Origin of the sequence: Aestuariivirga litoralis (genome assembly GCF_003234965.1) — a bacterium.
Classification (GTDB): Bacteria; Pseudomonadota; Alphaproteobacteria; order Rhizobiales; family Aestuariivirgaceae; genus Aestuariivirga; species Aestuariivirga litoralis.
On sequence record NZ_QKVK01000017.1, the window covers coordinates 1 to 24,191 of the forward strand.

Sequence of the window (24,191 nt, forward strand, 5' to 3'; positions counted from 1 at the left end):
GAATGCCCGGGACAAGCCCGGGCATGATGAGGGTGGGGATGAGCGGGACGACTAGGGCCTCTTCTCCACCCACTCCAAAAAGCTCTCGAACCACTTGCCCAAGTGCCGCCGCGTCTCGGCGTCGATCAAGTTCCCCGCGGCGTCGAACTTCTCCTCGTTGTGGTTCACGAAGACTTCCGGACGCGGCATGGTGATGGCCTGCAGCGCCTGCAGGTTCTGCCGCAGGTGATATTGCGCCCGCGCCGTGCCGACGAACTGCCCGCCGCCGGCACCCACGATCCCCACCCGCTTCCAGCGGAAGGGCGAGCCGCCGCGCGACAGCCAGTCGGTGGCATTCTTCAGCACACCGGGCACGGAGAAATTATACTCGGGACAGGCGATGACGATGCCATCCGCAGCGCGGATCCTGGCATCGAGCACCTTCACCGCCTCGGGCTTGCCCGTCGCCGCCTCGTCATCCTCGTCGAACAGCGGAATGCCGTGCAGCGTCGCTATGTCGAAGGAGTCATGCGCCGGCGTCATCTCCTTTAGCGCGCGCAACAGCCCCGTGTTGGTCGATGCCTTGCGCAGCGCACCGCTGATGCCGAGTAACTTGGTCATGCCGACCCCTTGATCACCTTGAAGGCCTCCAGCGCGCGATCGCGCGCCTTGCCGTGGTCCACGACAGGATGGGGGTAGTTCTTGCCCAGTTCAACCCCGGCCGCCTTCAGCACCAACGCGGGCGCCTCCCACGGCCGGTGTACGAATTCATCGGGCAGATGCGCCAGTTCCGGCAGCCACTTCTTCACGTAAGCCCCGGCCGGGTCGAACTTCTCGCCCTGCAGGACCGGATTGAAGATGCGGAAATAGGGTGCGGCATCCGCCCCGCAGCCCGCCACCCACTGCCAGCTCGCAGCATTGTTGCCGATGTCGGCATCGACGAGGGTATCCCAGAACCAGCGCTCACCCTCCTGCCAGGGGATCAGCAGATCCTTGATGAGGAAGGAGGCCGCGATCATACGCACCCGGTTGTGCATGATGCCCGTCACCCACAATTCGCGCATACCGGCGTCGACGATGGGATAGCCCGTGCGCCCCTTCTGCCAGGCGGACAGCGCCTTCGCATTCTCGCTCCACGGGAACGCGGCGAACTCCGGCCGGAAGGGCTTCTCTGGCAAGGTCGGCCAGTGATGCAGCAGGTGATAAGAGAACTCCCGCCACAGCACTTCCTTCAGGAACTTCTCGGCCGCCCTGTCGAGCTTGCCGCCCGCCGCAACTTGCGCCGCGCGCACCGCATGCCAGCACTGGGCCGGACTGATCTCGCCGAAGCGGAGATAGGGCGAGAGCCTGGAGGTCACATCGCGGTCAGGCCGGTCGCGCTCGTCGGCGTAGAATTCGAGCCCGTCGGCGATGAAGTCCCTCAGCCGCTGCGCAGCACCTGCCTCGCCCGGTGTCCAGTGCGCCGCCATGCCCTTGGCCCAGTCGGGCTTCGTCGGCAGCAGCGTCCAGTCGGCAAGCGTGTCGCTCTTCAGCTGGCCATCATATGCTCTGAACTTCGGCACGGGCTTCAGCGGCTTCGGCTCGCCCGCCGCGAAGCAGGCCTTGGAGAAGGGGGTATAGACCTTGTAGGGCTCGCCGGAGCCATTGCGGATCGCCTCCGGCTCATGCAGCAGGAAACCGCCATAGCGGTGGCAGGAGGCCCCCGCCGTCTCGGCCACGACCTTCACGCGCCGTTCGAGATCTCCGGACCACGGCGCATAATCACGCGTGAAGTGCACGGACGTCGCGCCGCTCTCCTTCAACATGGCGGCGATCACCTTGTCCGCCGCCCCCCGCCGCAGCACCAGCGGCACCTTGGCGGACAGCGCCTCCAGGCTCTTGTGCAGCCACCAGCGCGAGGCCCCGCCCAGCCGCCGGTCCCCCGGCGTCTCGTCATCGAGCACATAGAGGAAAATCACCGGGCCCTGCGCCGCCGCCGCCGTCAGGGCGGCATTGTCGGTGAGGCGCAGGTCATTGCGAAGCCAGTAGAGGGACGGGGATGCCATGCGCCTTTTACGCACCGGGCGGGGGTGGGGATCAACCCCTGGGTCATCTCCCGCTCAAGACGCGGAAGAGGACAGGCCCGTCAATCCATATCCCCCTGCTTTTCCTTCAGCACCTGCGCGTAGACATTGATGATCAGTGCCGCCAGCAGGATCAGCCCGCGGATCAGGATCTTGAGGAAACTGTCGATCTGGATGTGGTCGAGCCCGTTATTCACCACCCCCAGCACGAGGAGCCCGATGATGGTGTTGCCGATGCCACCCCGCCCGCCGAAGAGGGACGTGCCGCCCACCACCACGGCGGCGATGGCATCGAGCAGGAAGGTGTCGAACTGGTTCTGCTGGGCCGAACCGAAATAGGCGACACCCAGCATGCCGGCGATGCCGGAGCACATGGCGCAGATCACCATCACCGAGCCGATGATGAACTTGACGTTGACGCCGGAGTATTCCGCCGCTTCGCGGTTGCCGCCCACCATGTAGACGTAGCGGCCATAACGCGTATAGGTCAGCACCAGGTGCCCGACGAGAAGGAAGATCATGCATACGATGATCGGCCAACCGATGGGAATGAACATCGCCTTGCCGGCCGCGTTCAAACCCAGCGGAATGGTGAAGGCGGTGCCTGAACCCAGCGTGGTGATGAGGTCCGGGTACTGGTAGGCGATCTGCCCGCGCACGAGGAGCGCCGAGACGCCATTGGCGATCTGCATCATGGCCAGTGTCATGATGAAGGACGGGATGCCGATGAAGGTCATGCCGAAGGCGGTGACGAGGCCGAAGGCAAGGGCCGAGAGCAGCGCCAGGATGATGGCGATCCAGCCCGGCAGCGGAATGTTGGCGATGTTCACGTAATCCGGCTGGATGGTGAAATAGGCGACCGTGATGCCAACCGCATTCGCCACCGCGGCAACGGAGAGGTCGATCTCCGCCGTCAGGATCACGAAGGTGAGACCCACCGCGATGATGCCGGTGATCGACAGCTGGCGCACGATGTTCAGCATGTTGTCGAGCGTCAGGAAGGAACTCGACGCGAAGCTGAAGAACACCACGAGCGCCACCAGCGTGAACACCGGCGCGATATTGCGCAGTTGATCGGCGAGGAAGCGCTTCAGGGAGAAGCTCTTGGGCGCTGCCGTTTCAACCGTGGTCATGTTCACTCCGTCTCCTTCAAAAGCCTCAAGCCGCCGCCAGCAGGTCTGCCTTCTCGATGTGCCCCGTCGCAAATTCACGCGCCACCGTGCCCTTGCGGATAACCGTCACGCGGTCGGCGAGTGTCAGGATGGTCTCCGGCTCGGTGGAAAGCACGAGAATGGCCACACCCTTGTCGCGCAGCGACTTGACGATGCGGATCACGTCTTCCTTTGCCCCCACGTCCATGCCGCGGGTCGGCTCCGACAGGATGAGCACGCGCGGCAGGTGGGTGAGCCACTTGGCCAGCGCCACCTTCTGCTGGTTGCCGCCCGACAAGGAGCCCAGCGGAATTGCCGTGCGCGGCGGCCTGATCTGGAGGTCCTTGATATGACCCTCGGTGATGCGCTTCTCGGTCCTGGGCTTAAGCCACATGCGGTGGATGCGCTCGAGGATCGAGATCGACACGTTCTTGTAGACCGGCTCCTGGCGAAACAGCATCATCCGCCGGTTTTCCGGCACGAAGGCGATGCCCTTGGCGCGCGCTGCCGCGGTTGACCTGAATCGCACCGGCTTGCCGTCGAGGCTCACCGAGCCGCGCCGCAGCGGCACCTTGCCGAACAGGGCACGCGCCAGCTCGATTTGACCAGAGCCCATGAAGCCATAGACGCCGGCGATCTCCCCGGCGCGCAGCTCGATCGAGAAATCCCGCAGGTTCTTGCCATCGCTGACCCCGGAGACCGAGAGCACCACGGGCTTGGCATCATCGCCCGTCAGCTCCGCCGCCTCGCCCATGTGCATGTCCTTGGAACCGCGCCCGATCATGTGGGCGATCACGCTGTCCTTGGTGAGGTTCTTGGTCTGCTCGGTGATCACCTTCTTGCCATTGCGGAACACCGTGACGCGGTCGGAAATGTCCAGAACGTCGTCGAGGAAATGCGAGATGAAGACGATGGAGCGGCCCTCGGCGCGCAGCCGCCGCAGCACCTCGAAAAGCTGCTTCACCTCTGGCGGCGACAGTGCCGATGTCGGCTCGTCGAGAATGATGATCTGCGCGCCGGAGAACAGCACACGGGAGAGTTCGACCAGCTGCTGCAGCCCGACGGGCAGCGAGCCCATGGTGGTGGTGGGGTCGATGTCGAGGCCGAGACTGGCGATCAGCTGTTTCGCCTCACGGTTCATGCGGCCCCAATCCACCGTGCCGATCGAGGTGAGCGGCTGGTTGCCGAGGAACACGTTCTCCGCCACGCTCAGGTCCGGAACGATCGAGAGCTCCTGGTGCACCATGCCGATGGAATTGGCCAGCGCGTCCCGCGCCGAGCGCAGCCGAACCTCGCGGCCCTTGATTCGCATGGTGCCGTCGAAATCGGTGTGGACGCCTGCGATGATCTTCATTGTGGTTGACTTGCCCGCACCGTTCTCGCCGACCAGCCCGTGGATCTCGCCTGGCAGCAGGGTGAAGTCCACGTTCTGCAGCGCCATGACGCCGCCGAAGTGCTTCGATACGTTGGAAAGCTCGAGCAGGGGTTCTGCACCCCCGCTCGCTTGTTGTGACTGATCAGCCATCAAGGGTCAGATCAGGAAGTTCTTCTGCAGCCACAAATGGCCGGGCGCCGTTTCCTTGGTGATGACGGGGCCGTCGGCGAGGATGAAGTCCGGAATATCCTTGCCGGCCTTCTCGCCGCCCTGCACCGCGGCGACACCCGCCGCCACCGCCCAGCCATGGATGCGGCAGGAGGGGTTGCGCACGGTGGCCACCATCACGCCGTCGAGCACCGCGTTCACGGCAGGCGGCATGGCGTCGACACCGGCGATCAGGATGTCGGTGCGGTTCTTGGCCTTCATCACGTTGTAGGCGGCAAGAGCCATGTCGTCGTTGTGGAAGAAGGCACCCTTGATGTCCGGATACTGAGTCAGGAGCGAGTCCCAGATGCGGGCCACCTTGGTCACGTCCCAGTCGGCGGGCTGCTCATCAAGGAGCTTGATGTTGGCATTGCCGTCGATCACCTGGTGGAAGCCCTTGGCGCGGCCCTGGGCACCGGAATGACCGAGCGCACCCTGCGTCATCACGATGTTGCCGGCCCCACCCATGGCGCTGACCAGCGCATTGGTGACGACCGAGCCCATCATGATGTTGTCGGGCGCGATGAAGGTCTGCAGCGGCACCGTGCCGGGAGGGGCGACGAGCGTGTCCATGGCGATCACCGGCGTGCCGGCGTCGATCATCTTCTTGATCGGGTCGGTCAGCGTGCCGATGCCGAAGGTCTGGATCGCCACGAAGTCCCATGTCTGCGAGGCCATGTTGTCAATGGCGGCGCGCTGCTTGGTGGCGGAGAGTTCACCGTCGAACCAGGTGACCTCCACATTCATGAGCTTGCCCCAGGCCTCCGCTGCCTGCTTGCCCTGGGCGCACCAGGTGGCCTGCAGGCCGGCATTGGAGAAGGCAGCCTTCATCGGCTTGCCAGCGGGGGCGAGCGCCTGTGCCATGGCGGGGTCGAAGCCCGCATCGGCCAGCAGGGCGGCGCCGAGTGCGGTAGCACCCAGCTTCTTGAACACGTCACGGCGGTTGGCGGCTTCCTTGATGAGATCGTCGAGCATTGCGTTGGTCCTCCTCCAAAGCTCATGGTCTCTCGCGCGCCCGGGATGGCTTCGTGCCGGCTGTTCGGCCGAAACTTCTTGAGGACGCCGATCCCGGAAAACATCCGACACAGATTGCGAATTGTCCAGAGCTATTGTGTGATAAATGCAGAATGCTGCATGGCATCAAAGTTTTCGCGAATGCGAAAGTGCTGACTTGCGATGGCATCGGCTTGCATTTGCGATGAGTTTCAGTGCTCAATGACATGAACGCATCAGCAATCCGCATGTCTGCAATGATCGAGAGTCGAGACGGCTACGCCCCCCAGAAACCCGAAACCCTCGCTGCTTATCTTTCAGGCATCGAGAATGTGCGCCGCATTCTTGGCGGCCCGCCGGATCAGTGGTCCATCATGGAGGTGGGCGACGGCAACCTGAACCTCGTGTTCATCGTGAAGGGACCCGTCGGTGGTGTCGCCGTGAAGCAGGCGCTGCCTTATGTGCGGCTGGTGGGGGAAAGCTGGCCGCTGCCGCTGTCGCGGGCCCACTACGAGCACATGGCGCTGAGCGAGCAGGCGCGCCTCACCGGTGCGCTGGTGCCGAAGATCCATCATTATGACGAAGCCCTCGCCCTGATCGTGATGGAGCTTCTCGAGCCCCACATCATCATGCGGCGCGGCATGATCGGTGGTGTCGAGTATCCGAGATTCGCCGCCGACATTTCCACCTTCATGGCGCGCACCCTCTATTTCACCTCCGACCTTGCGCTGGCGGCCGACCGGAAAAAGGCCCTGATCGCTGCCTTTGCCGGCAACACGGCGCTGTGCAAGATCACGGAGGACCTGATCTTCACCGATCCTTATCGCGTGGCCGCGCTCAACCGCTGGACGTCGCCGCAGCTCGATGCCTACGCCGCGCGCTGGCGGCAGGATGGTGACCTCAAGGTGGCTGTCTCCCGTCTCAAGCTGAAGTTCCTGTCCTCCGCAGAGGCCATGCTGCACGGCGACCTGCACACTGGCTCGGTCATGCTGACCCCGGAGGACACCCGCGTCATAGACCCGGAATTCGCCTTCATGGGTCCCATGGGCTTCGACGTCGGCGCCATCGTTGCCAATTTCCTGCTGAACTTCTTCGCCCAGGACGGCCATGAGAAGGATTCGGGCGAGCGCGACCCCTACCGCGGCTGGGTTCTCGCCACGCTGGAGCAGATCATCGACCAGTTCCGCGCGAAATTCCTCGAGCTGTGGCGCGAGAACCCGACGGGGGATGCCTATCCCGCCTCGCTGTTCGAGGGCGTCGACGGCGCGGCACGGCTCGAGATCGAGCGTCAGGCCTACATGGACCGCCTGTGGACCGACACAGTGGGCTTTGCTGCGGCCAAGATGATCCGCCGCATTCTGGGGCTCGCCCACAACATCGATCTCGAATGGATCGAGGACAAGGACCGCCGGGCCACCTGCGAGGCCCGTGCCCTGACCCTTGCGCGCGACATGATGGTAAACGCGGCGCGCTATCCCACGATCCGTTCGGTCACCGACGCCGCCCGCCGCATGCGCGTGGAGGTGACGCGTTACTGAGCCGCGCGTTCCGGAAAGGCCTTCGCGATCGCCCCACGGTTCGCTGCGATCACGCCGCGCTCGGTGATGAGCCCCGTCACATAGCGCGCCGGCGTCACGTCGAAGGCATAATTCGCCACCTTCGAGCCGCGCGGCACGATCTCCACCGTCTCGATGCGCCCGTCCTCGGTGCGGCCCGTGAGGTGCGACACCTCATGGCCGCCGCGTTGCTCGATGGGGATTTCCCGGATCCCGTCGACGACCGTGAAGTCGATGGTGGGCGAGGGCAGGGCGACGTAGAAGGGCACGCCATTGTCATGGGCCGCCAGGGCCTTGAGATAGGTGCCGATCTTGTTGCACACATCTCCCTGCGCCGTGGTCCGGTCGGTGCCGACGATGGCCATGTCGACAAGGCCGTGTTGCATCAGGTGGCCGCCCGTGTTGTCCGGGATCACGGTATGCGGCACGCCGTGGTGAAGCAGCTCCCAAGCTGTCAGCGAGGCACCCTGGTTGCGTGGTCTCGTCTCGTCCACCCAGACATGGATCGGAATACCCGCATCATGCGCGGTGTAGATGGGTGCGGTCGCGGTGCCCCAGTCGACCGTCGCGAGCCAGCCGGCATTGCAATGAGTGAGGATGTTGATGGTCTGCCCCGGCTTCAGCGATGCAATGTGCCTGATGATGTCGAGGCCGTTGCGGCCGATGGCCTGGTTGATGGCCACGTCCTCCTCCGCGATCTCGGCCGCCCGCGCATAGGCTGCGGCCCTGCGCTCAGCCGCTGCCAGCGGCCTGAGCACGCGCGTCATCTCGTCGAGCGCCCATTTGAGGTTGATGGCCGTAGGACGCGTCTTCACCAGCAGATCGTAAGCACTGGCCAATGCAGCGTCGGAGGCATCCTGCCGCATGGCCAGCGCCATGCCATAGGCGGCGGTGACGCCGATCAGCGGCGCGCCGCGCACAAGCATGTCCTTGATGGCATGAGCGGCCTCTTCCGGCGTCCGCAGGGTCACGGTTTCGAAGACATGCGGAAATTTCGTCTGGTCGATGATGTCCACCGCCCAGCCGTCGGTATTGAGCCAGATGGTGCGGTAATGGCGTCCGTTGACGTTCATGCAGGTCCTCCACTCGTCACGAGTGTGGAGGAGAACATGCCGACAATCAATCGCCGCGCTGCCGGTAGCTCACCCAGCGACCAGGCCCCCGCCGCCCGCCGCCGGCGGGCACGTCGCCATTCTTGCCGTCCGTCACCTGCCCGCCGCGGTTGCCGCGCTGGCGCTCCTCCGCCGTCTTCCCGTCATTGGCGCGGCTCGCCGTCTCGTCGATGTCGCTCGGTCTGTCCATGATTCCGTCTCCTCCCGCAGCCAACGCCGCAGAGGCCCCAAGCGTTCCAGCCTGCAACCGGGCAGGAACCAAAGCGTGAAGGGTGCTGGAATGACCCTGCATGGCGCAGCTCCCGACTGGGAGCAGCCGTCACACTCATGCAACGGCGAACCAAAACTCGCGGATGGCGACCTGTTGCACCTTGACTTCGCAAGCAAACATCGCGACGTCAGGAGCGAGGATTGTTCTGCACGTGTGCGGCATGAGTTCACAAGTACACAGTCGAACCATTAAGCGGCCATTCATCCTGCAGGGGTGATCATCCGTTGCCATCAGCGAGCCGCAGCAGCGGCGGGAACTAGAAACGCATTCCCGCGCCGGGCCAGACAGGCCGGCGTCCCGGACAGAACCACATGATCAAGTTCAGCGACAATGTCTTTCCCCTGTTTCATCCTGCGATGACCGAGGATCTGAAGGACCCATGCCCCGTATTCGATGGCGAAGTCTGGCATGTCTTTGGCTCATCAGGCACCGTGAGGAGCGAGACATGGAGCATCCTCCATGCCACTGCGGCAGACCTCTATGGTCCGTGGACGGAGCATGAACCGGTGAAGCTGCCGATCCAGGGATCGGGCGTCGCCGCACCCGGCGTGATCTTCGATGCCGGCGTGTTTCACATGTTCGTGCAGACCGAGTTCATGAAGCCGGGCGGGCGCTGCGAGCATGCGGTGTCGAATGACGGCTTCAACTGGGTGGTGTTGCAGCCTGCACTCGTCGCCCTTGCAGGCACCGGAGAAGACGGCATCTATGATCCGCATCCCGCGACGGTCGGCGGCAAGCGCTACATCGTCTATTCCGGAATGCCGCCCTTCGCCCGGGTTCCGCAGCCTGACATCTATCTTGCGCGCTCGATGTCGGATTCCTGGTTTGGTCCGTGGAAGCGGTTGGGCAAGATACTCGATCACGGCGAGGTTCCGCACCACAACCCGCGCGAACATCCGGACTATGAATGGGGCATCGAAGGTGCGCAGCTGGTGGAGCTGCCCGATGGCCGTATCCTGCTCAATGCCACCTGCTTCCTGCCGGAGGGCCCGCGCGGCAGCCGCCAGCGCGTGTTCTTCGCCATCGCCGACAGGGTCGAAGGGCCCTACCAGTCACTGGGACCGGTGCTCGATCCGGGTGAACCGGGCGAGAACGGCCATTCGACCGTCATGGTGGACGGCAACGAACTGATGCTGTTCTACCAGTGCCGACAGGTTGCCACTGATCATCGATGGCGTTTCGGCATCGCCAAATTCGATCTGGCGCAACCGAAGCTGTCGCGCAGCGCCTGAACTGGCTTTGCCAGAGCTGATGCCGGCCCGCGCGAACGCGGGCTGGTCTTCTGCGTCTCCTAGTGCACGTTTGACCTTGCTCACCCGGGAGGAACCAAACCCGGACCCCTGCGTTTGAACAAGGCGGACCCCCGAACCCTCCAGACCAGTCCTGCATCCCGAACCCGCCATTCACGCGGGTGCAGCGGCAGCCGTTGCGAAACCTGGATGCGGTGCCGTCCCTCACGCGGCCACAAGTAGGATCGAATGCCTACGCACCATTTGATTAAGGAACAGGACAGACATGGCGCTCCCCACATTGACGGCACTTCCCAAGACCAAGGCAGCCACCTCCGAAACGTCGGTTCTTCTGTGTTTGTCACATCTTCGGTGGAATTTCGTCTTCCAGCGCCCGCAGCATCTCCTGACACGTGCAGCCAGGACCCACACTGTCCTGTATGTCGAGGAACCGGTTTATGAAGACGTGCCCCGTCCCATCATGCGCGCGACGGAGCCAACGCTTGGTCTGCGGGTGCTCACCCCTGTACTCCCCGAGGACACGACGCCCTTACAGGCCATCGACATGCAGCGCGCGCTGCTGAACAATGCACTCGCCGCAGTACAGCATGATCGGCTCATCGTCTGGTACTACACGCCGATGGCGCTACCCTTCTCGGATCACATCGAGTGTGACGTCTGCGTCTATGATTGCATGGACGAACTTTCCGCCTTCAAGAACGCGCCGCGTGAACTGGTGCAGATGGAACGATTGCTGATGCAGCGCGCCGACGTCGTGTTTACCGGCGGACAGAGCATCTATGAGGCGAAGCGCCGTCTCCACAAGTCGATCCACCCGTTCCCGTCCTCGATCGACGTAGCACATTTCCACAAGGCGCGCAGGCCTGCAAAGGACCCGGCCGACCAGTCCTCGATCCCCCATCCTCGTGTTGGCTTCGCCGGCGTCATCGATGAGCGCCTCGACACCGTGCTGCTCGCCGGGGCCGCTGCGAGAATGTCCGACGTGCAGTTCATCATGATCGGACCAGTGGTGAAGATCGACCCTGCCGACTTGCCGCGCCTGCCCAACATCCACTGGCTTGGCGGCAAGTCCTATGCGGAACTCCCGGGCTACATGGCCAACTGGGACATGGGATGGATGCCATTCGCGCTCAACGAAGCGACCCGCTATATCAGCCCCACCAAGACGCCGGAGTTCCTCGCAGCGGGGTTGCCGGTCGTTTCGACCGCCATCGTGGACGTGGTGCGCAGCTATGGTGCCCATGGCCTCGTCCAGATTGCGGATGCCGAAGACATCGAGGACAGGATCCGCGAGGCGCTGGGCAATCCCAAGGACCTGCTACGCAAATCGGTGGATGCCTACCTCGCCACCATGTCCTGGGACCAGACCTGGGCGGCGATGTCCGGCCATCTGTCGCGTGTGGCCCGTCCGCGGATCGCGTCCGCGCTGCGCGTTGGAGCCTGAGCCATGTTCGACTGGCTCATCGTCGGCGCCGGCTTTGCCGGCAGCGTGCTCGCCGAACGGATCGCCTCGCAGAGGGGCGAGTCCGTCCTCATCATCGACCGCCGCAACCACATCGGCGGCAATGCCTATGACTGCTTCGATGATGCGGGCATCCTGATCCACAAATACGGCCCCCACATCTTCCACACCAATGGCCAGCAGATCGTCGACTATCTCTCGCGGTTCACCGCATGGCGGCCCTATGAGCACAGGGTGCTGGCGAAGGTTGACGGCCAGTTGCTGCCCATCCCGATCAACCTCGACACCATAAACCGGCTCTACGGGCTGAATCTCTCATCCGGCGAGCTCGAGGCCTTCTTTGCCGAGCGCCGCGAGCCGGTGGACGAGATCCGGACCTCCGAGGACGTGGTGGTAAGCACCGTGGGCCGGGAGCTCTACGAGAAGTTCTTCCGCGGTTACACGCGCAAGCAATGGGGTGTTGATCCCTCCCAGCTCAACAAGTCGGTGACCTCCCGCATCCCCACCCGAACGAACCGGGATGACCGTTATTTCACCGACAGCTTCCAGGCCATGCCGCGCCATGGCTACACCCGCATGTTCGAGCGGATGCTGCAGCACCCCAAGATCAAGATCATGCTGCAGACCGACTTCCGCGAGATCCGCGACCAGCTCCGCTACAACCGGCTGATCTTCACTGGGCCGGTGGACGAGTTCTTCGACTGGCAATACGGCAAGTTGCCCTACCGCTCGCTGCGCTTCGAACACCGCACGGTGGAACAGGAAAGCTTCCAGCCTGTCGCGGTGGTGAACTACCCGCAAACCGAAGAGTTCACCCGCATTACCGAGTACAAGCACCTGACGGGGCAGACGGCGCCGAAGACCAGCCTCACCTACGAATATCCGAGCGACGTGGGTGACCCCTACTACCCTGTGCCGCGAGCCGAGAACGAGGCGCTGTACAAGCGATATGAAGCACTCGCGGCCGCGCGCAGCGACGTGTGGTTCGTCGGCCGGCTTGCCACCTACCGCTATTACAACATGGACCAGGTGGTGGGCCAGGCGCTGGCGACCTTCCGGCGGATCCAGGATGCCCTGCCGGTGCCTGGCGCCCGACAGGCGATCAGCGAGGCTGCGGAGTAATCCGCAGCCCTTCTTCATTCTTCTGGAACGATCGGCCCGCCGCCATCATGTAGCGGGACCGGCGGCAGAGGACCACCTGTCTTCCTTGCCGCCACGAGCCACGATCGACAGGCTTCCGTCAGGCAAGGGGCGCTGCAGCTGCAGCGCCTCCTGCACGGGTGCGGTCAGCCAGTGCCCGATCTCTTCCGCCGTCGTCAGGATCACTGGCATGGCCTTTGGGTGGATGGCGCCCACTTCGGCATTTGCCTCGGTCGTCAGGAAGGCGTAGAGGTCATTGGTCGTCTCGCCCTCCTTCACCTTGCGCACCGAGGTCCAACGCGTCCAGATCCCCGCGAAAAAGGCGAGCGGCCGGTCGGCGCTCAAGGCAAACCAGGCGTTCTCCCTGCCTCCATCCGCCCGCACGGCGGGTTCGGCGAAACTGGTGAAGGGCACCACGCAACGCGACGTTTCGCCCAGCCAGCGCCGCCAGTGGGGCGAGCCCGCATTGCGCACGTTGGTCACCCCCGGGTCACTCTTGCGGCCGGTCAGCGCGAAGGCGGGCGAGGGCATGCCCCAGCGCGCCATGGCCACCTCGCGGCCCGCCTCGCCATGGCGAACGATCGGTGCCCGATAGTCTGGATAGATGCCGGGCATCAGCGGCAGGTTGCCTGTACGGTCGACCATGGCGCGGGTCATCTCGCGGATGGCGGCCTGACCACGGGTGAGGCTGTAGAGATTGCACATGCGGGCCTCGAATGGGTGGCTCGCGCCACGAATTCGTTGCAATTTACAACGCTGAAACACATAGTTGGTACTGAATTTTTGGGAGAAGGGAATGCCGCAGGAGCGCGTCAGGCGCCGCCTTGCCGCCATCATGGCGGCGGAGGTCGTGGGCTTCAGCCGGTTGATGGAAGCCAACGAGGAAGCAACCCTCGAAGCACTCCGCCAGCACCGGCAAGAGCTCGTGGAGCCGGCTGTTTCCCGCCATGACGGCCGAATCTTCAAACTCATGGGCGATGGCTTCCTGGCGGAGTTCGCCAGTGCCGTGGAGGCGACGGAGGCAGCGCTCGAAATCCAGCGCGGATTGGCCCAGCGCAGTGCCGCTCTCCCGGAAGACCGCGCCATCAGGGTGCGGATCGGCATCAACCTCGGCGACGTGATGGTTCAGGGTGACGATTTCTACGGCGACGACGTGAACCTTGCGGCCCGCATGGTGGCCCATGCGCCGCCAGGCGGCATTGCCTGCTCGGCCGGCATCCGCTTCCAGATCGGCGCACGGCTCGAAGTTTCCTTCGAGGATCTTGGCGAAAAGACCCTGCGCAACATTGCGCGGCCCCTGCACATTTTCCTGATCGGTGCCGAACAGCCCAGGAACCGGGAGCGCGCGGCGGGCCGGCCGGCGCCGCAGCGCACCTCACTCGCGGTGCTGCCGTTCTCCAACATGAGCGGTGATCCGCAGCAGGAATACTTCTCCGATGGCATCACCGAAGACCTGATCACCGACCTCTCCAACGTGTCCGAACTCTTCGTGTTGAGCCGCAACACCGTATTCAAGCACAAGGGCAGGCCGGCGAACATGGAGGAGATCGCCGGCGATCTGGGTGTTGGCTATCTGCTGCATGGCAGCGTGCGAAAGGCGGGCTCCAAGGTCCGGATCACGGCGCAGCTCACCGAAGGCGCAAGCGGTGGCCAGGTCTGGGCCGACCGCTACGACCGTGACCTCACCGACATCTTCGCCCTGCAGGACGAGATCACCAAGTCGATCGTGGCCCAGCTCAAGGTTCGCCTGCTACCGCAGGAAAGGAAGGCAATCGAGCAGGCGCCCACCCGCAACGTCGAGGCCTATACTTACTTCCTGCGTGGCCGCGATTACTTCCATCGCGGTTCACGGACCTATTACAATCTCGCGAAGCGCATGTTCGTCAGGGCAATCGAGCTCGACCCCTCCTACGCCCGGGCCTACGCCGGCCTCGCGGATTGCGATGCCTTCCTCTACATGGACTACAGCGAGGAAACATCAGAGGCAGTGCTGGCGAACAGTGGCAAGGCATTGTCGCTGGAGCCCGGCCTCGCGGATGCTCATGCGTCCAGGGGCCTGGCGCTTTCCATCGCCCACCGCTATCCGGAATCCGAGGTCGAGTTTGCGGCCGCTCTTCAGCTCGAGCCCGACCTCTTTGAGGTTCATTACTTCCTGGGGCGCTCCTGCTATGCCCAGGGCAAGCTCGAGGATACGGCGCGACACTGGGAGCGTGCCGCCGAGGTGAAGCCCGAGGATTATCAGACCCTCATCCTGCTGAACCAGGTCTACACCTCGCTCGGGCGCGAGGCGGACGCGGTTCGTTGCGCCACGAGGGGCGTGGAACGTGCCGAACGCGAATTCGCGAAAAACCCTGAAAATCCGAGGCCAGCCTATTTCATGGCCACTGCGCTTGCCAAGCTCAAGGACAGCAAGCGCGCCGAGCAGTGGGCCAAGACGGCACTCGCCATCGCACCGGACGATTACCTCACGCTCTACAACATTGCCTGCTACTACAGTGTGGGCGGCAGGCCGGACGAAGCCTTCAGCGTGTTGTCACGCCTGCTGCCCATCAGCAACGCCGACATGCGTGAATGGATCCTGCGCGATTCGGACTTCGATTCGCTGCACGAGGATGCGCGCTGGCAGGAGATCAGGCGGGCCGCCGCACCCGACATGGGTGGCGGCCACGCCTGAGGCATGAGGCTAGTTCTGCCAGACGGCCCCGGTGCGGGCATTCACCGACACATAGCGTTGCTTGCCCTTCCGCAGGGCCGAGAAATTGTAGATCTTGCCTGAGCAGTCCAGCGTCACGACATTGTAGTAGCCGCTGGCCTTCACCGCCTGGCGGGCCTGGTGACAGGTCATCTTCGCCGGCTGAACATAGCTGTAGGCGTAGGGATCATACCAGCCACGGCCGTAATAGTAGCGCCAGTGCGGCGCAACCGCATAGCCATAATAGGGAACGCCGCCATAGACGTAGACGCGAGCTTCCGCGGTGGGTGCCGCGGTGATTGCGGCGGTGGCGAGCGTTGCGAGGGCGGCGGCCGCCAAAAACATGCGTTTCATCATCATGGGTTTCTCCTTGCCATTGACGTGTCTGCCGCTGCCCTGGGCTGGATGGCGCGCGCAGCGGCCATTTTCCGCTCCACCGACAGCTTGTCCATGAACCTTTGCGTGCCCTGACAGCCGAAATCAAGTCATTGCGGGCTGGCGAGGAACTGTTCGAGTTCCGGCGGCAATGCCGTGCCGGGTGCCAGGTCACGCGCGCGCTGCGCGGCAGTGGCAGCTGCTACGCGATCACCCTTCAGCGCAAAGCCGATGGCGGAAGCGACCCACACGTCCGGCCGTCCGGGGTCTGCCGCCTGGGCACGCCGATACCACCCCAGCGCCGCATCGAACTGCTGCCGGCGCGCATCGAGGTCGCCGCGGGCCAGAAGCATGTCCACGTTGCTTGGGCTTGCCGCAAGTCCCGATGTCAGCGCCTCCTCCGCACCCTTCACGTTGCCGCGCGCCTCGGCGAGCTGCGCCAGCACCAGCCAGGCGGAGGTCATCTGGGGGTCGATCCCGGTTGCGGTGGTGAAAGCCTGCTGGGCCTCGTCCCACTGGCGGCGGCTCAGGGCGAGGCCTCCCAGCGCCACGTGGGATTCCGGCGTGTCGGCATTGGCCATGCGCGCCTCGATGAACTCCCGCAACCCCTTGCGGTAGGCGGCATCATCGCTGGCAGGCAGCATGGCGACGCCGGCTCCCGCGATCTCCACGGCCGCCTGCTGGCGCACACCGCGCGACGGGTCGTTGAGCAACGGCATCAGCAGCGCGATGCGGTCCTGCACTGCAATCTGGCGCAGTGCGCCGGTGGCGGCAGCGCGCACCATGGGATCCTTGTCCTGCAGAACCCGTTCTGCATCCGAAACCGTCAGCGAACCGGCCGAACCCAGTGCCGTCAGCGCCGTGGCGCGCGCGATCGCCGGCCGCTGCGTGTCAAGGATGTAGCTCGTGAGATCGGCAATGGCTTTCGCCGATCGGTCACCATTGGTGAAGGCCGCGAAGGCGGATCGGTCCTGCCAGTCCCTGTCACCGGCAGGTTTCCATGCGAGGATCTGCTCCGCCGCCCAGTCCGCCGTCTTGCCGGAATGGCAGCCGGTGCAGACATCGGGTGCACCTGATGCCTTCGATTTCAGCGGGTCGGGTCGCCGGAAGAAGTGATCGCGGCGTGGGTCGACCAGCATGTAGCTGCGCTCGGGCATGTGGCAGGTCACGCATTGGGCGGCGGTGCTGCCAGCCTTGTGGTGATGGTGCTCGGGGGAATCGAACTCCGCCTTGCGCAGGCTCGGGAACGCGTCATTTCCGGCCGGGCTGTGGCATTGTGTGCACACGGCATTGCCCTCGGCCACCAGGCCGCCGCCATGCGGCTCATGGCAGTTGGAGCATGTGACGCCCTTTGCCTTCATCTTGGACTGCAGGAAGGACCCGAGAATGAACACTTCGTCCCGCTGCTGGCCATCCGGAAAGTAGAGGTCGGGCGTCAGCATGGCCAGCGCATAGTGGTCGTCGAATGCCGATCCAGCTGGCGGCTGCACCTGGGAAAATGCCTCGCGGCGCGCATGGCAGGGGCCACACACGTCAAGTTCCGCCGCCTGGTGGCCGGGGCCGAGGACGAGCTTCTTGTAGGGGTCTTGGCCCGCCTGAGATTTCACCCAGCCTGCATGGGCCTCGCCTGGGCCGTGGCAGGCCTCGCAGCCAACCGTGAGTTCAGCCCAATGGCTCTTGTAGGTGCGGGCGGGAAAGTCGAAGCCCTTGTCGAAGCCCGTCTGATGGCAGGTGGCGCAGCGCGCCTGCCAGTTCTTGTAACTGCCGGTCCAATGCAGACCGTCACCCGGCGGCGCATGCTGGTCGGGATAGAGGTGAAACCATGTCTTTGCATTCACATCCCATGCGAGGTCCAGTACCTGCAGCCGGCCCTTGTCTGTTTCGACCAGATACTGCTGCAGCGGCCTGTGGCCGACCGTATAGCGTACCTCGAACACCGCAGCCTTCCCATCGGCGCCTTCGGTCTCGACGTAATACTTCCCATCCCTGGTGGTGAAGCGCGTGACGACACCGTTGTGGGTGATCGAGGTAGCATCGAAATCGCCCAGCACGCTTTGGGCATCGGGCAGCTTCAGCGCCCAGGCATGGTCGGAACGCGCCCAGGCCGTGGCTTCGCTGGCGTGGCAATCGGCACAGGCGGCGCTGCCGATGAAGCCAGCTGAGCCTGCCTCGCCGGCCCATGCCACCGGGATGGCGAGGACGCACAGCAATGCCGCCACAATCAGTCGCAAACGAAGCATCAGCATTTGCCGGTCCATTCCCATCGGGTCGCCGCAAAAGAAAGGCACCGGAGGGCTGTGTCAAGCCACTCCGGTGCCGCCTCGGGTCGATTAATGGTTTAGCCGCCCTGAACGCTGGTGACGGCTTCCATCACGCGGTCGAGGTTGAAGGAACCCGGCTTCTGGCGCGGCGGAAATTCCTTGAAGCTCTGCAGCCATTTGGCGACATAGGCCCCGGCCGGCGCGATCATGAACATGCGCTCCATGTACCAGCGCTGATAGCCCATGGCGTTTTCCTCTTCGGCGCGCTCGAAGGGGTCCATGCGCAGGTTGGTGATCAGCGGGGCCCGCAGCACGGTGAAGGGCTCCTGCCACACCCGAAGGCCTTCCGCGTCCTGCTTCAGGAAGGTGACCTTCCAGTTGCCATAGCGGATGGCGGCGACGCTGCCATCATCGGTCCAGTAGATGAATTCCTTGTGCGGCCACTCGGCTTCGCCCTTCAGGGCAGGACCAAGGTCATAGCCGTCGATGTGCACCTTGTAGTCACGCCCACCGATCTTCTTGCCCTTGAGGAGTTCCTCCTTGGCATTCGGGTTGCCTGCAGCGGCCACGAAGGTGGTGAGCATATCCTCATGCGAGGCGATGTCGTTGATGACCGTTCCAGGCTTGATGACTCCGGGCCAGCGGATGACGGTCGGCACGCGGTAGCCGCCTTCCCAGTTGGTGTTCTTTTCGCCGCGGAACATGGTGGTCCCGCCGTCCGGCCAGGTGAAGGTCTCCGCGCCATTGTCGGTCGAATACATGACGATGGTGTTGTCCTCGATGCCGAGGTCCTTCAGCTTGGCGAGCAACTGCCCCACGTGGCCATCATGCTCCACCATGCCATCGGCATAGATGCCGAGGCCCGTCTTGCCCTCCGAGTCCGCCTTGAGATGGGTGAAGATGTGCATGCGGGTGGAGTTCCACCACACGAAGAAGGGCTTCTTCTGCTGCACGGCCTTGTCGATGAAGCCCAGCGCCGCGGTCGTCACTTCATCATCCACGGTCTCCATGCGCTTGCGCGTCAGGGGCCCCGTGTCTTCGATCTTCTGGGTGCCGTCCGGCATGGCGAAGGAGTGGATCACTCCGCGGGGGCCGAACATCTTCTTGAATGCCGGATCCTTGGGATAGTCGGGGTTCTCGGGTTCCTCCTCGGCGTTGAGGTGGTAGAGGTTGCCGAAGAACTCATCGAAGCCATGGTTGGTGGGCAGCATGTCGTCGCGGTCGCCCAGGTGGTTCTTGCCGAACTGGCCCGTAACGTACCCCTGTTCCCTGAGCAGGGTGGCGATCGTCGGGTCCTCGATCTTCATGCCTTCGGGCGTGCCGGGCAGGCCCACCTTGGTCAGGCCCGTGCGGATCGGCGACTGGCCGGTGATGAAGGCCGCCCGTCCGGCGGTGCAGCTCTGCTGGCCATACCAGTCGGTGAACAGCGCGCCCTGTTCGGCGATGGAGTCGATGTTCGGCGTCCGATAGCCCATCATGCCCCGGTTATAGGCACTGATGTTGAAGCCGCCGATGTCATCTCCCCAGATGACGAGAATGTTTGGCTTGTCAGCTGCCTCAGCGGGGGCAGCAGCTGCCATGCCCAGCGCCAGAAGCGCCGCGGCAGCAAGCGATATTCGCCTGACAAGGCCAGGCTGTGTTCGGGTCGTCTTCGGCATGGAATGTCCCTCCGTTGATCTGCAATGGGCAGCGCGAGGCATAGCGCCCTGCCGCGGCGCGGAATCACAGCTTCCCATCGGTTGTCGGGAGAGCCCACGGTTTCCGCCACCACCTGCCGCCGCTGTCCGGCACCAGCCGGAGGTTGACATAAACAGAGTGTCGGAGGATCAATTGTGTAAGGTTGTGATATCTTGCAGCGGGCTTGAAATTAAATGCAATTGGAAGAAGCTGTCGCCATCGCCCGCAACAGCCGCTGGCTGTCGCAGCATGACCGGCGCGTGCAGGACCAGCTCTGTTCGCGCATGCGCCTTGTGACGCTCCCGAAAAACCGCACGCTCTTCGATATCGAGGATTCCGCCAGCGAAATCTATTGCCTGGTCTCGGGTTGCGCCGTCATCACCGTGCCGCATCCGGTGCAGGGCATGCTCCACGCCCATGTGATGTTCGCCGGTCGCTGGTTCGGGGAACCGGCGGCTCTGGGCAAGCGGCCCCGCATCATGTCGGTCTATGCCCGCCGCCCGACCGAACTTCTCGCCCTGTCGCAGCAGGCCATCATCGACCTTCTCCAGGCAGACCCATCGTTGAACTGGGTCCTCTTCAACCTCATGGCGTGGAACGTCGAGGAATACCTGCTTCACGCCGTCGACCTGATGATCGTCGACCCTCGAATCAGGCTGTGCTCACGGCTGCTCACCTTCGGAGGGCGTCTCCTCAACTTTCTTCCCTCCGGTCCTGTCAGCATTCCGTTGACGCAGGAGGAACTGGCCGCCGCCAGCAACATGTCGCGTTCCACCGTTTTCCACCTGCTGGGTGAGCTCGTGCAACATGGAATTTGCGAACTGGGCTATCGCGAGGTCCGGATCCTCGACATGCCGCGCCTTGCGGCAATCGTCGAGGAGGCCAGCACAGCCTAGTCATCGCTCTCAACTGCGCATGTGATCGGTCAGGCGGTTGGCGGCGATGACCTTCTCTGCCAGCGCCCGGCTGATGATGCGCTGCAATGCGACGCCGAGCACGGGATCGTCCCGCTCCATCGCCCGGATCTCCGCAGCGGTGATTGACAATACCCGGCAGTCATCCTCCGCCATGACGTCGGCCGTGCGCGGCAGGTCCAGTGCAAAGGCCACGTCGCCCAGCAATGCACCCGCCTCCATGGTGCGCAACCGACGACGGCCGCCATCCTGGCGTGGCAGCATGACCACGGCGCGGCCACGTTCGAGGAAATACAGACGGTCCGCCCACTCGCCGGCGCGCAGGATCGGGTCGCCTGCGCGGATGTCTTCGGGGGTGAACCGCACGAGCAGGCGCGCGAAGGCCTCCTCGCCGATGGCTGCTCCATGGCGCAAAAACAGCTGCGAAGCGGCTTCATCGCGATGGGCACGCTCTGCAAGGATCTTGCGTTCTACATGCTCCAGCGCCTGGTCAAGTGAGTTGAAGTGCCGGATCATCCGGTGCTCCATGCCCGCGCGCTCCAGTGTCTGCTGCACCGACGGCTGAATGCCGCACAGCAGCAGGTCGAGGCGTGCCCGGCCGGCTGCGGCCACGAGGCGCATGAGTGCGGCCGCCGAGGCGGAATCCAGACTGGTCACATGGCTCAGGTCCAGAACCACGGCATCCGTACCGCTGCCACGCTGTGCCATCGCCTCGCGCAGCGGCGCCATCAGCCGCTCTGCCGTACCGAAGAACAGGAAGCCCTGCAGCTGGATGATCTTGATTGCGGCACCCCGCGCCGCGATGAAGGCCATGTCCTCCGGTGAACGCTCGATGCTGCTGGGAAGCGTGGCCAGTGTCGCCGTGTTGCGGATAACCGGCACATGCGCATAGCTCCAGGCGAACAGCACCGTGGCAACGAGAAAACCGGCCCCGATCGCCTGCAGGAACCCTGAAAACGCCACGACCAACACGATCAGAACAACGACGCTCCACTCTCGCAGGCTGAAGCGGCGATAGGTGCTGACCAGCCAGTCGTGCAGCAGGTCGAGTCCGAAATAAATGATGAGACCGGCGTTCACGAACAGCGGCACGTGCGCCACGATCTCGCGCGAGAACAGGAAGCCGCCAAGCACCACCAGCGCAGTGACGAGGCCCAGCCCCCGCCGCCTCACCCCCAGCTTTTGCGCCAGCACCGAAATCGCCAGGCCCGGGTAACCGGGCGGACCGCCGGCACAGGCCACAAGCAGATTGCTGCCCCCCGTCAGCCGCATCTCGCGGTCGATGTCCACCTCTCCACCCGCCGCCATGTCGAGTGCGCTTGTGTTCATCAAGGCTGCGAAGAGGCAGAGTACCGCTGCCGTCAGGATCCCCGGCAGGGCACCTGCCACGGTGCCCCAGTCGGTCTGCCAGAGCATGCCCGGAAAGGGCAGGGCGAGCGATGCTCCGCTGTCGATCTGCGGCAGATATCCCGCAGCTGCCGCCTCCGCCACGCTGCGGCCATTGGCGAGAAGCCAGAGATAGAACAGCGCAACGGCACCGAGCAGCAGGCCGAGCAGCATCAGCGGGTGGCTGAATCGTGCCATGCAGAGATAGAGCAACACTCCAAATCCGAGCGCCGGAAGGGCCAGTTTCAACACGGCGGGATCGGTGAGGCCCAGAAGCAGCGCCGAGCCCGGCTCCAGCCCGGCCGTCATGGCAAGGCCGCCGGTGAGCAGCAGCCATCCCGTTCCGGCCATGAAACCGGCCAGCACCTCGAGAGGGAAGAACTTGACCACCAGGCCGGCGCGGAACCGTCCGGTCAGCCACATCAGCAGGCCGGCAGCCAGTGTCGAAAGGGCGATGATCGTAAAGGCGGTTGCGATCCTGATGTCGGGCGGTGCGGCAAGGGTGGCCACCGTGGCACCCAGCGTGACCGAGAGAACCGCAACGCCCATGTCCTGGACGTGCGATACGGTCACAGGAAGGCTGCTGCGCCAGCCGGCCAGAGCCGACATGATGATGGTGCAGAGCAGGGCAGCGCCGGCGCCCATCGACAGCCCGCCTGCGAGTGCGCCTGTGAAGAGAAGCGATGCAACCGCCACCGCAAATCCAATTCCGTCGAGTCCGGCCACGATGCCGGCAACGACGACGGGCACTACTCCTTCGGATTGACCCGGGTTGACGCCGATGCCCCCGGCCTCGCCACTCGGCGCAGGATTAGCCCCCATGTCTGCCCCCATCCCAAGCCCCATGTTTGGCGCAGGATAGGTAATTCCCGCAGGCGCGTCCAATGTGCGGAATTCAGCGAGGAAATTGCGATGGCGGACGCCTGCGCCCCGGCGGGAGCTGTGCCGTGGGCGCTGCGCCCGCCATCGCCTGCCCCCACCTCGGACACCGCGGCCCAAGCTCCGGGTGCCGTGGATTGCAGGGGTTCAGAGCCATGTCGAGCGGACCGTGCAGCCCCCAGCAGGTCATGCAGGTGGAGGCCTGGCAACGACATGAATTCTCAGCGTTCGTCCGTGGTGAAGGTGCTCGCCAACACCGCAGGGTGCCACTGCAGCATCCCGGAGGCGCCATGGCGCTCCACGAGGGTGACACCGATATCCTTCAACATATGGGGTTCCATGCTCATCAGCATCGCAAGGTCAGCCTGCCGCCTGCGGCGCTGCTTCCAGGCGCGGAAGCTCATGGCCAGCACCGCGAAGGGATGCGACAGGCCGGCGGAACGGGATGAAGACTGGATCAACGGAATTGCGTGCATGGTCGAGTGCTCCTTCTTGGGTGTTCAGCGGGTGAGTTCCCGTGGAACATGACCTCAGGCTAGGGGCACGAGGCGCCGTACGCTGTGCGAAATCCCACAGGTCAGAAGGAAGTTCGGGAGCGGAGCCTCAGTCGTTCCAGCTTTCCTCGATCAGGCTGCGGATGCGCGTCACGCTAGGGATGGCGAGGCTCCTTCCCTTCTTCACCACCAGTCCATGACTGTCCAGCCAGGCCATCTCGCGTGACACCGCCTCCCGATGCGTGCTGATCCGGCTGGCCAGTTCCGCATGGGTGGGTACGGGGTCGATCACTGCACTGTCCCCCGCCTCGGAACGTGCCAGTCGCAACAGTTCCGCCCGGAGCCGCTGGCGCACGGCCATCGTGCTGAACTCGAAAACCCGCGTCGTCAGGCGTCTCACATGGGAAGCGAGCTGCCGGGTCACGGCCATGGCAAACCCCGGATGGTCGCGGATGAGGTCGATGAAGCGTTGACGCGGCAGCAAGGCGACGCGGCAGCGAACGGCTGCCTCCACACTGACAGAGCGGGGCAGGCCGTCGACGGCGGAGATTTCGCCGAACATGCCGCCGCCGCTCATTTCGTGAAAGCCGACCCGCTGGCCATCGGCGGAATAAAGGTTCACCTGCAGCCTGCCGGAAACCAGGAAGAACACGTCGTAACTCGTGTCGTTGTGGCCGAGCACCAGCTCGCCCGCTCCATACTCACGAACCGAGCAGGCTGCCGAAAGCGCCGCAAGGCAATGTGCATCAAGTTCCCCGAACAAGGGAAAGCGATGAAGTTCATCGGCTGTCAGCTTGGCCAAGCAGGTTCCTCTGCAAGTCACATGGCGGAGTCGAAGATAACCTACATCGCAATTTCATCTAAAACGATCATAAACTGTTTGCTTCGCAACTCACTTGCGTTGCCTCTTCAGGAGGGGTGAGCCTGGCCGGCCGGGTACCGGTTCGGCGCTCA

Annotated in this window: 20 protein-coding genes; 6 read left to right on the plus strand and 14 right to left on the minus strand. The window is 64.1% G+C overall.

What is annotated here, in order from left to right:
- Positions 1-51: 51 nt before the first annotated feature.
- From DK847_RS20000 to DK847_RS20020, 5 genes are all read right to left on the minus strand, one after another.
- Positions 52-600, minus strand: coding sequence for an NADPH-dependent FMN reductase (locus DK847_RS20000; RefSeq protein WP_111200320.1), 549 nt, complete (start codon positions 598-600; stop codon positions 52-54).
- The gene (locus DK847_RS20005) at positions 597-2,024 is read right to left on the minus strand and encodes a cryptochrome/photolyase family protein (RefSeq protein WP_111200321.1); all 1,428 of its coding nucleotides are present in this window, start codon (positions 2,022-2,024) and stop codon (positions 597-599) included. The genes DK847_RS20000 and DK847_RS20005 overlap by 4 nt, the downstream gene beginning before the upstream one ends.
- Positions 2,025-2,104: 80 nt before the next feature.
- Positions 2,105-3,175 (minus strand): ABC transporter permease, encoded by a 1,071-nt coding sequence (locus tag DK847_RS20010; protein WP_111200322.1) that lies wholly within the window; start codon positions 3,173-3,175, stop codon positions 2,105-2,107.
- A 25-nt stretch (positions 3,176-3,200) separates the two neighbouring features.
- The gene (locus DK847_RS20015; RefSeq protein ID WP_111200323.1) at positions 3,201-4,718 is read right to left on the minus strand and encodes a sugar ABC transporter ATP-binding protein; all 1,518 of its coding nucleotides are present in this window, start codon (positions 4,716-4,718) and stop codon (positions 3,201-3,203) included.
- A gap of 6 nt (positions 4,719-4,724) precedes the next feature.
- The gene (locus tag DK847_RS20020; RefSeq protein WP_111200324.1) at positions 4,725-5,750 is read right to left on the minus strand and encodes a sugar ABC transporter substrate-binding protein; all 1,026 of its coding nucleotides are present in this window, start codon (positions 5,748-5,750) and stop codon (positions 4,725-4,727) included.
- 275 nt (positions 5,751-6,025) lie between these two features.
- Here DK847_RS20020 and mtnK point away from each other — a divergent pair, with 275 nt between their 5' ends.
- Positions 6,026-7,306: an S-methyl-5-thioribose kinase gene (gene mtnK / locus DK847_RS20025; RefSeq protein ID WP_111200325.1), complete on the plus strand. Its 1,281-nt coding sequence runs from the start codon at positions 6,026-6,028 to the stop codon at positions 7,304-7,306.
- Here mtnK and mtnA read toward each other — a convergent pair.
- Entirely contained in the window at positions 7,300-8,397 is a 1,098-nt protein-coding gene (mtnA, locus tag DK847_RS20030) for an S-methyl-5-thioribose-1-phosphate isomerase (protein ID WP_111200326.1), read from the minus strand. The genes mtnK and mtnA overlap by 7 nt on opposite strands.
- A 46-nt stretch (positions 8,398-8,443) precedes the next feature.
- Positions 8,444-8,626: a hypothetical protein gene (locus DK847_RS20035; protein ID WP_111200327.1), complete on the minus strand. Its 183-nt coding sequence runs from the start codon at positions 8,624-8,626 to the stop codon at positions 8,444-8,446.
- A gap of 392 nt (positions 8,627-9,018) precedes the next feature.
- Between DK847_RS20035 and DK847_RS20040 the strand changes: the two genes are divergently transcribed.
- From DK847_RS20040 to glf, 3 genes are all read left to right on the plus strand, one after another.
- On the plus strand, positions 9,019-9,939 hold the full coding sequence (locus DK847_RS20040; RefSeq protein WP_111200328.1) for a glycoside hydrolase family protein: 921 nt from the start codon (positions 9,019-9,021) through the stop codon (positions 9,937-9,939).
- Positions 9,940-10,402: 463 nt separating this feature from the next.
- Complete coding sequence (locus tag DK847_RS20045) at positions 10,403-11,401, plus strand: glycosyltransferase (RefSeq protein ID WP_245414684.1); 999 nt, start codon at positions 10,403-10,405, stop codon at positions 11,399-11,401.
- Positions 11,402-11,404: 3 nt separating this feature from the next.
- Positions 11,405-12,541 (plus strand): UDP-galactopyranose mutase, encoded by a 1,137-nt coding sequence (glf, locus tag DK847_RS20050; RefSeq protein WP_111200330.1) that lies wholly within the window; start codon positions 11,405-11,407, stop codon positions 12,539-12,541.
- A gap of 45 nt (positions 12,542-12,586) precedes the next feature.
- Here glf and DK847_RS20055 read toward each other — a convergent pair whose 3' ends face one another.
- The gene (locus DK847_RS20055; protein WP_111200331.1) at positions 12,587-13,264 is read right to left on the minus strand and encodes an SOS response-associated peptidase; all 678 of its coding nucleotides are present in this window, start codon (positions 13,262-13,264) and stop codon (positions 12,587-12,589) included.
- 91 nt (positions 13,265-13,355) lie between these two features.
- Here DK847_RS20055 and DK847_RS20060 point away from each other — a divergent pair, with 91 nt between their 5' ends.
- Positions 13,356-15,233: an adenylate/guanylate cyclase domain-containing protein gene (locus DK847_RS20060; protein WP_111200332.1), complete on the plus strand. Its 1,878-nt coding sequence runs from the start codon at positions 13,356-13,358 to the stop codon at positions 15,231-15,233.
- 9 nt (positions 15,234-15,242) lie between these two features.
- Here DK847_RS20060 and DK847_RS20065 read toward each other — a convergent pair whose 3' ends face one another.
- The 3 genes from DK847_RS20065 to DK847_RS20075 form a co-directional block, all read right to left on the minus strand.
- Positions 15,243-15,611: a hypothetical protein gene (locus DK847_RS20065; protein WP_111200333.1), complete on the minus strand. Its 369-nt coding sequence runs from the start codon at positions 15,609-15,611 to the stop codon at positions 15,243-15,245.
- Between the two features lie 125 nt (positions 15,612-15,736).
- A complete protein-coding gene (locus DK847_RS20070) occupies positions 15,737-17,872 on the minus strand; it encodes a tetratricopeptide repeat protein (RefSeq protein ID WP_161957403.1) in 2,136 nt (711 codons plus the stop codon).
- Between the two features lie 92 nt (positions 17,873-17,964).
- Entirely contained in the window at positions 17,965-19,545 is a 1,581-nt protein-coding gene (locus DK847_RS20075) for an arylsulfatase (protein ID WP_111200335.1), read from the minus strand.
- Between the two features lie 213 nt (positions 19,546-19,758).
- Here DK847_RS20075 and DK847_RS20080 point away from each other — a divergent pair, with 213 nt between their 5' ends.
- Positions 19,759-20,460 (plus strand): Crp/Fnr family transcriptional regulator, encoded by a 702-nt coding sequence (locus DK847_RS20080; protein WP_111200336.1) that lies wholly within the window; start codon positions 19,759-19,761, stop codon positions 20,458-20,460.
- Positions 20,461-20,469: 9 nt separating this feature from the next.
- Here the strand turns inward: DK847_RS20080 and DK847_RS20085 are convergent, their stop codons facing one another.
- The 3 genes from DK847_RS20085 to DK847_RS20095 all read right to left on the minus strand — a co-directional run bounded on the left by DK847_RS20085 (position 20,470) and on the right by DK847_RS20095 (position 24,039).
- A complete protein-coding gene (locus DK847_RS20085) occupies positions 20,470-22,749 on the minus strand; it encodes a SulP family inorganic anion transporter (RefSeq protein WP_146256205.1) in 2,280 nt (759 codons plus the stop codon).
- 215 nt (positions 22,750-22,964) lie between these two features.
- A complete protein-coding gene (locus DK847_RS20090; RefSeq protein ID WP_111200338.1) occupies positions 22,965-23,219 on the minus strand; it encodes a DUF1127 domain-containing protein in 255 nt (84 codons plus the stop codon).
- A 127-nt stretch (positions 23,220-23,346) separates the two neighbouring features.
- Positions 23,347-24,039, minus strand: a complete 693-nt coding sequence (locus DK847_RS20095) for a Crp/Fnr family transcriptional regulator (RefSeq protein WP_161957404.1) — start codon at positions 24,037-24,039, stop codon at positions 23,347-23,349.
- Positions 24,040-24,191 lie beyond the last annotated feature (152 nt).

Coding starts and splice junctions, on each gene's coding strand:
- mtnK (WP_111200325.1), top strand. CDS start 6,026: ATGATCGAGAGTCGAGACGGCTACGCCCCCCAGAAACCCGAAACCCTC.
- DK847_RS20060 (WP_111200332.1), top strand. CDS start 13,356: ATGCCGCAGGAGCGCGTCAGGCGCCGCCTTGCCGCCATCATGGCGGCG.
- DK847_RS20015 (WP_111200323.1), bottom strand. CDS start 4,718: ATGGCTGATCAGTCACAACAAGCGAGCGGGGGTGCAGAACCCCTGCTC.
- DK847_RS20080 (WP_111200336.1), top strand. CDS start 19,759: ATGCAATTGGAAGAAGCTGTCGCCATCGCCCGCAACAGCCGCTGGCTG.
- DK847_RS20055 (WP_111200331.1), bottom strand. CDS start 13,264: ATGTGCAATCTCTACAGCCTCACCCGTGGTCAGGCCGCCATCCGCGAG.
- DK847_RS20035 (WP_111200327.1), bottom strand. CDS start 8,626: ATGGACAGACCGAGCGACATCGACGAGACGGCGAGCCGCGCCAATGAC.
- DK847_RS20000 (WP_111200320.1), bottom strand. CDS start 600: ATGACCAAGTTACTCGGCATCAGCGGTGCGCTGCGCAAGGCATCGACC.
- DK847_RS20005 (WP_111200321.1), bottom strand. CDS start 2,024: ATGGCATCCCCGTCCCTCTACTGGCTTCGCAATGACCTGCGCCTCACC.
- DK847_RS20090 (WP_111200338.1), bottom strand. CDS start 23,219: ATGCACGCAATTCCGTTGATCCAGTCTTCATCCCGTTCCGCCGGCCTG.
- DK847_RS20020 (WP_111200324.1), bottom strand. CDS start 5,750: ATGCTCGACGATCTCATCAAGGAAGCCGCCAACCGCCGTGACGTGTTC.
- glf (WP_111200330.1), top strand. CDS start 11,405: ATGTTCGACTGGCTCATCGTCGGCGCCGGCTTTGCCGGCAGCGTGCTC.
- DK847_RS20070 (WP_161957403.1), bottom strand. CDS start 17,872: ATGCTGATGCTTCGTTTGCGACTGATTGTGGCGGCATTGCTGTGCGTC.
- DK847_RS20075 (WP_111200335.1), bottom strand. CDS start 19,545: ATGCCGAAGACGACCCGAACACAGCCTGGCCTTGTCAGGCGAATATCG.
- DK847_RS20040 (WP_111200328.1), top strand. CDS start 9,019: ATGATCAAGTTCAGCGACAATGTCTTTCCCCTGTTTCATCCTGCGATG.
- DK847_RS20010 (WP_111200322.1), bottom strand. CDS start 3,175: ATGACCACGGTTGAAACGGCAGCGCCCAAGAGCTTCTCCCTGAAGCGC.
- mtnA (WP_111200326.1), bottom strand. CDS start 8,397: ATGAACGTCAACGGACGCCATTACCGCACCATCTGGCTCAATACCGAC.
- DK847_RS20065 (WP_111200333.1), bottom strand. CDS start 15,611: ATGATGATGAAACGCATGTTTTTGGCGGCCGCCGCCCTCGCAACGCTC.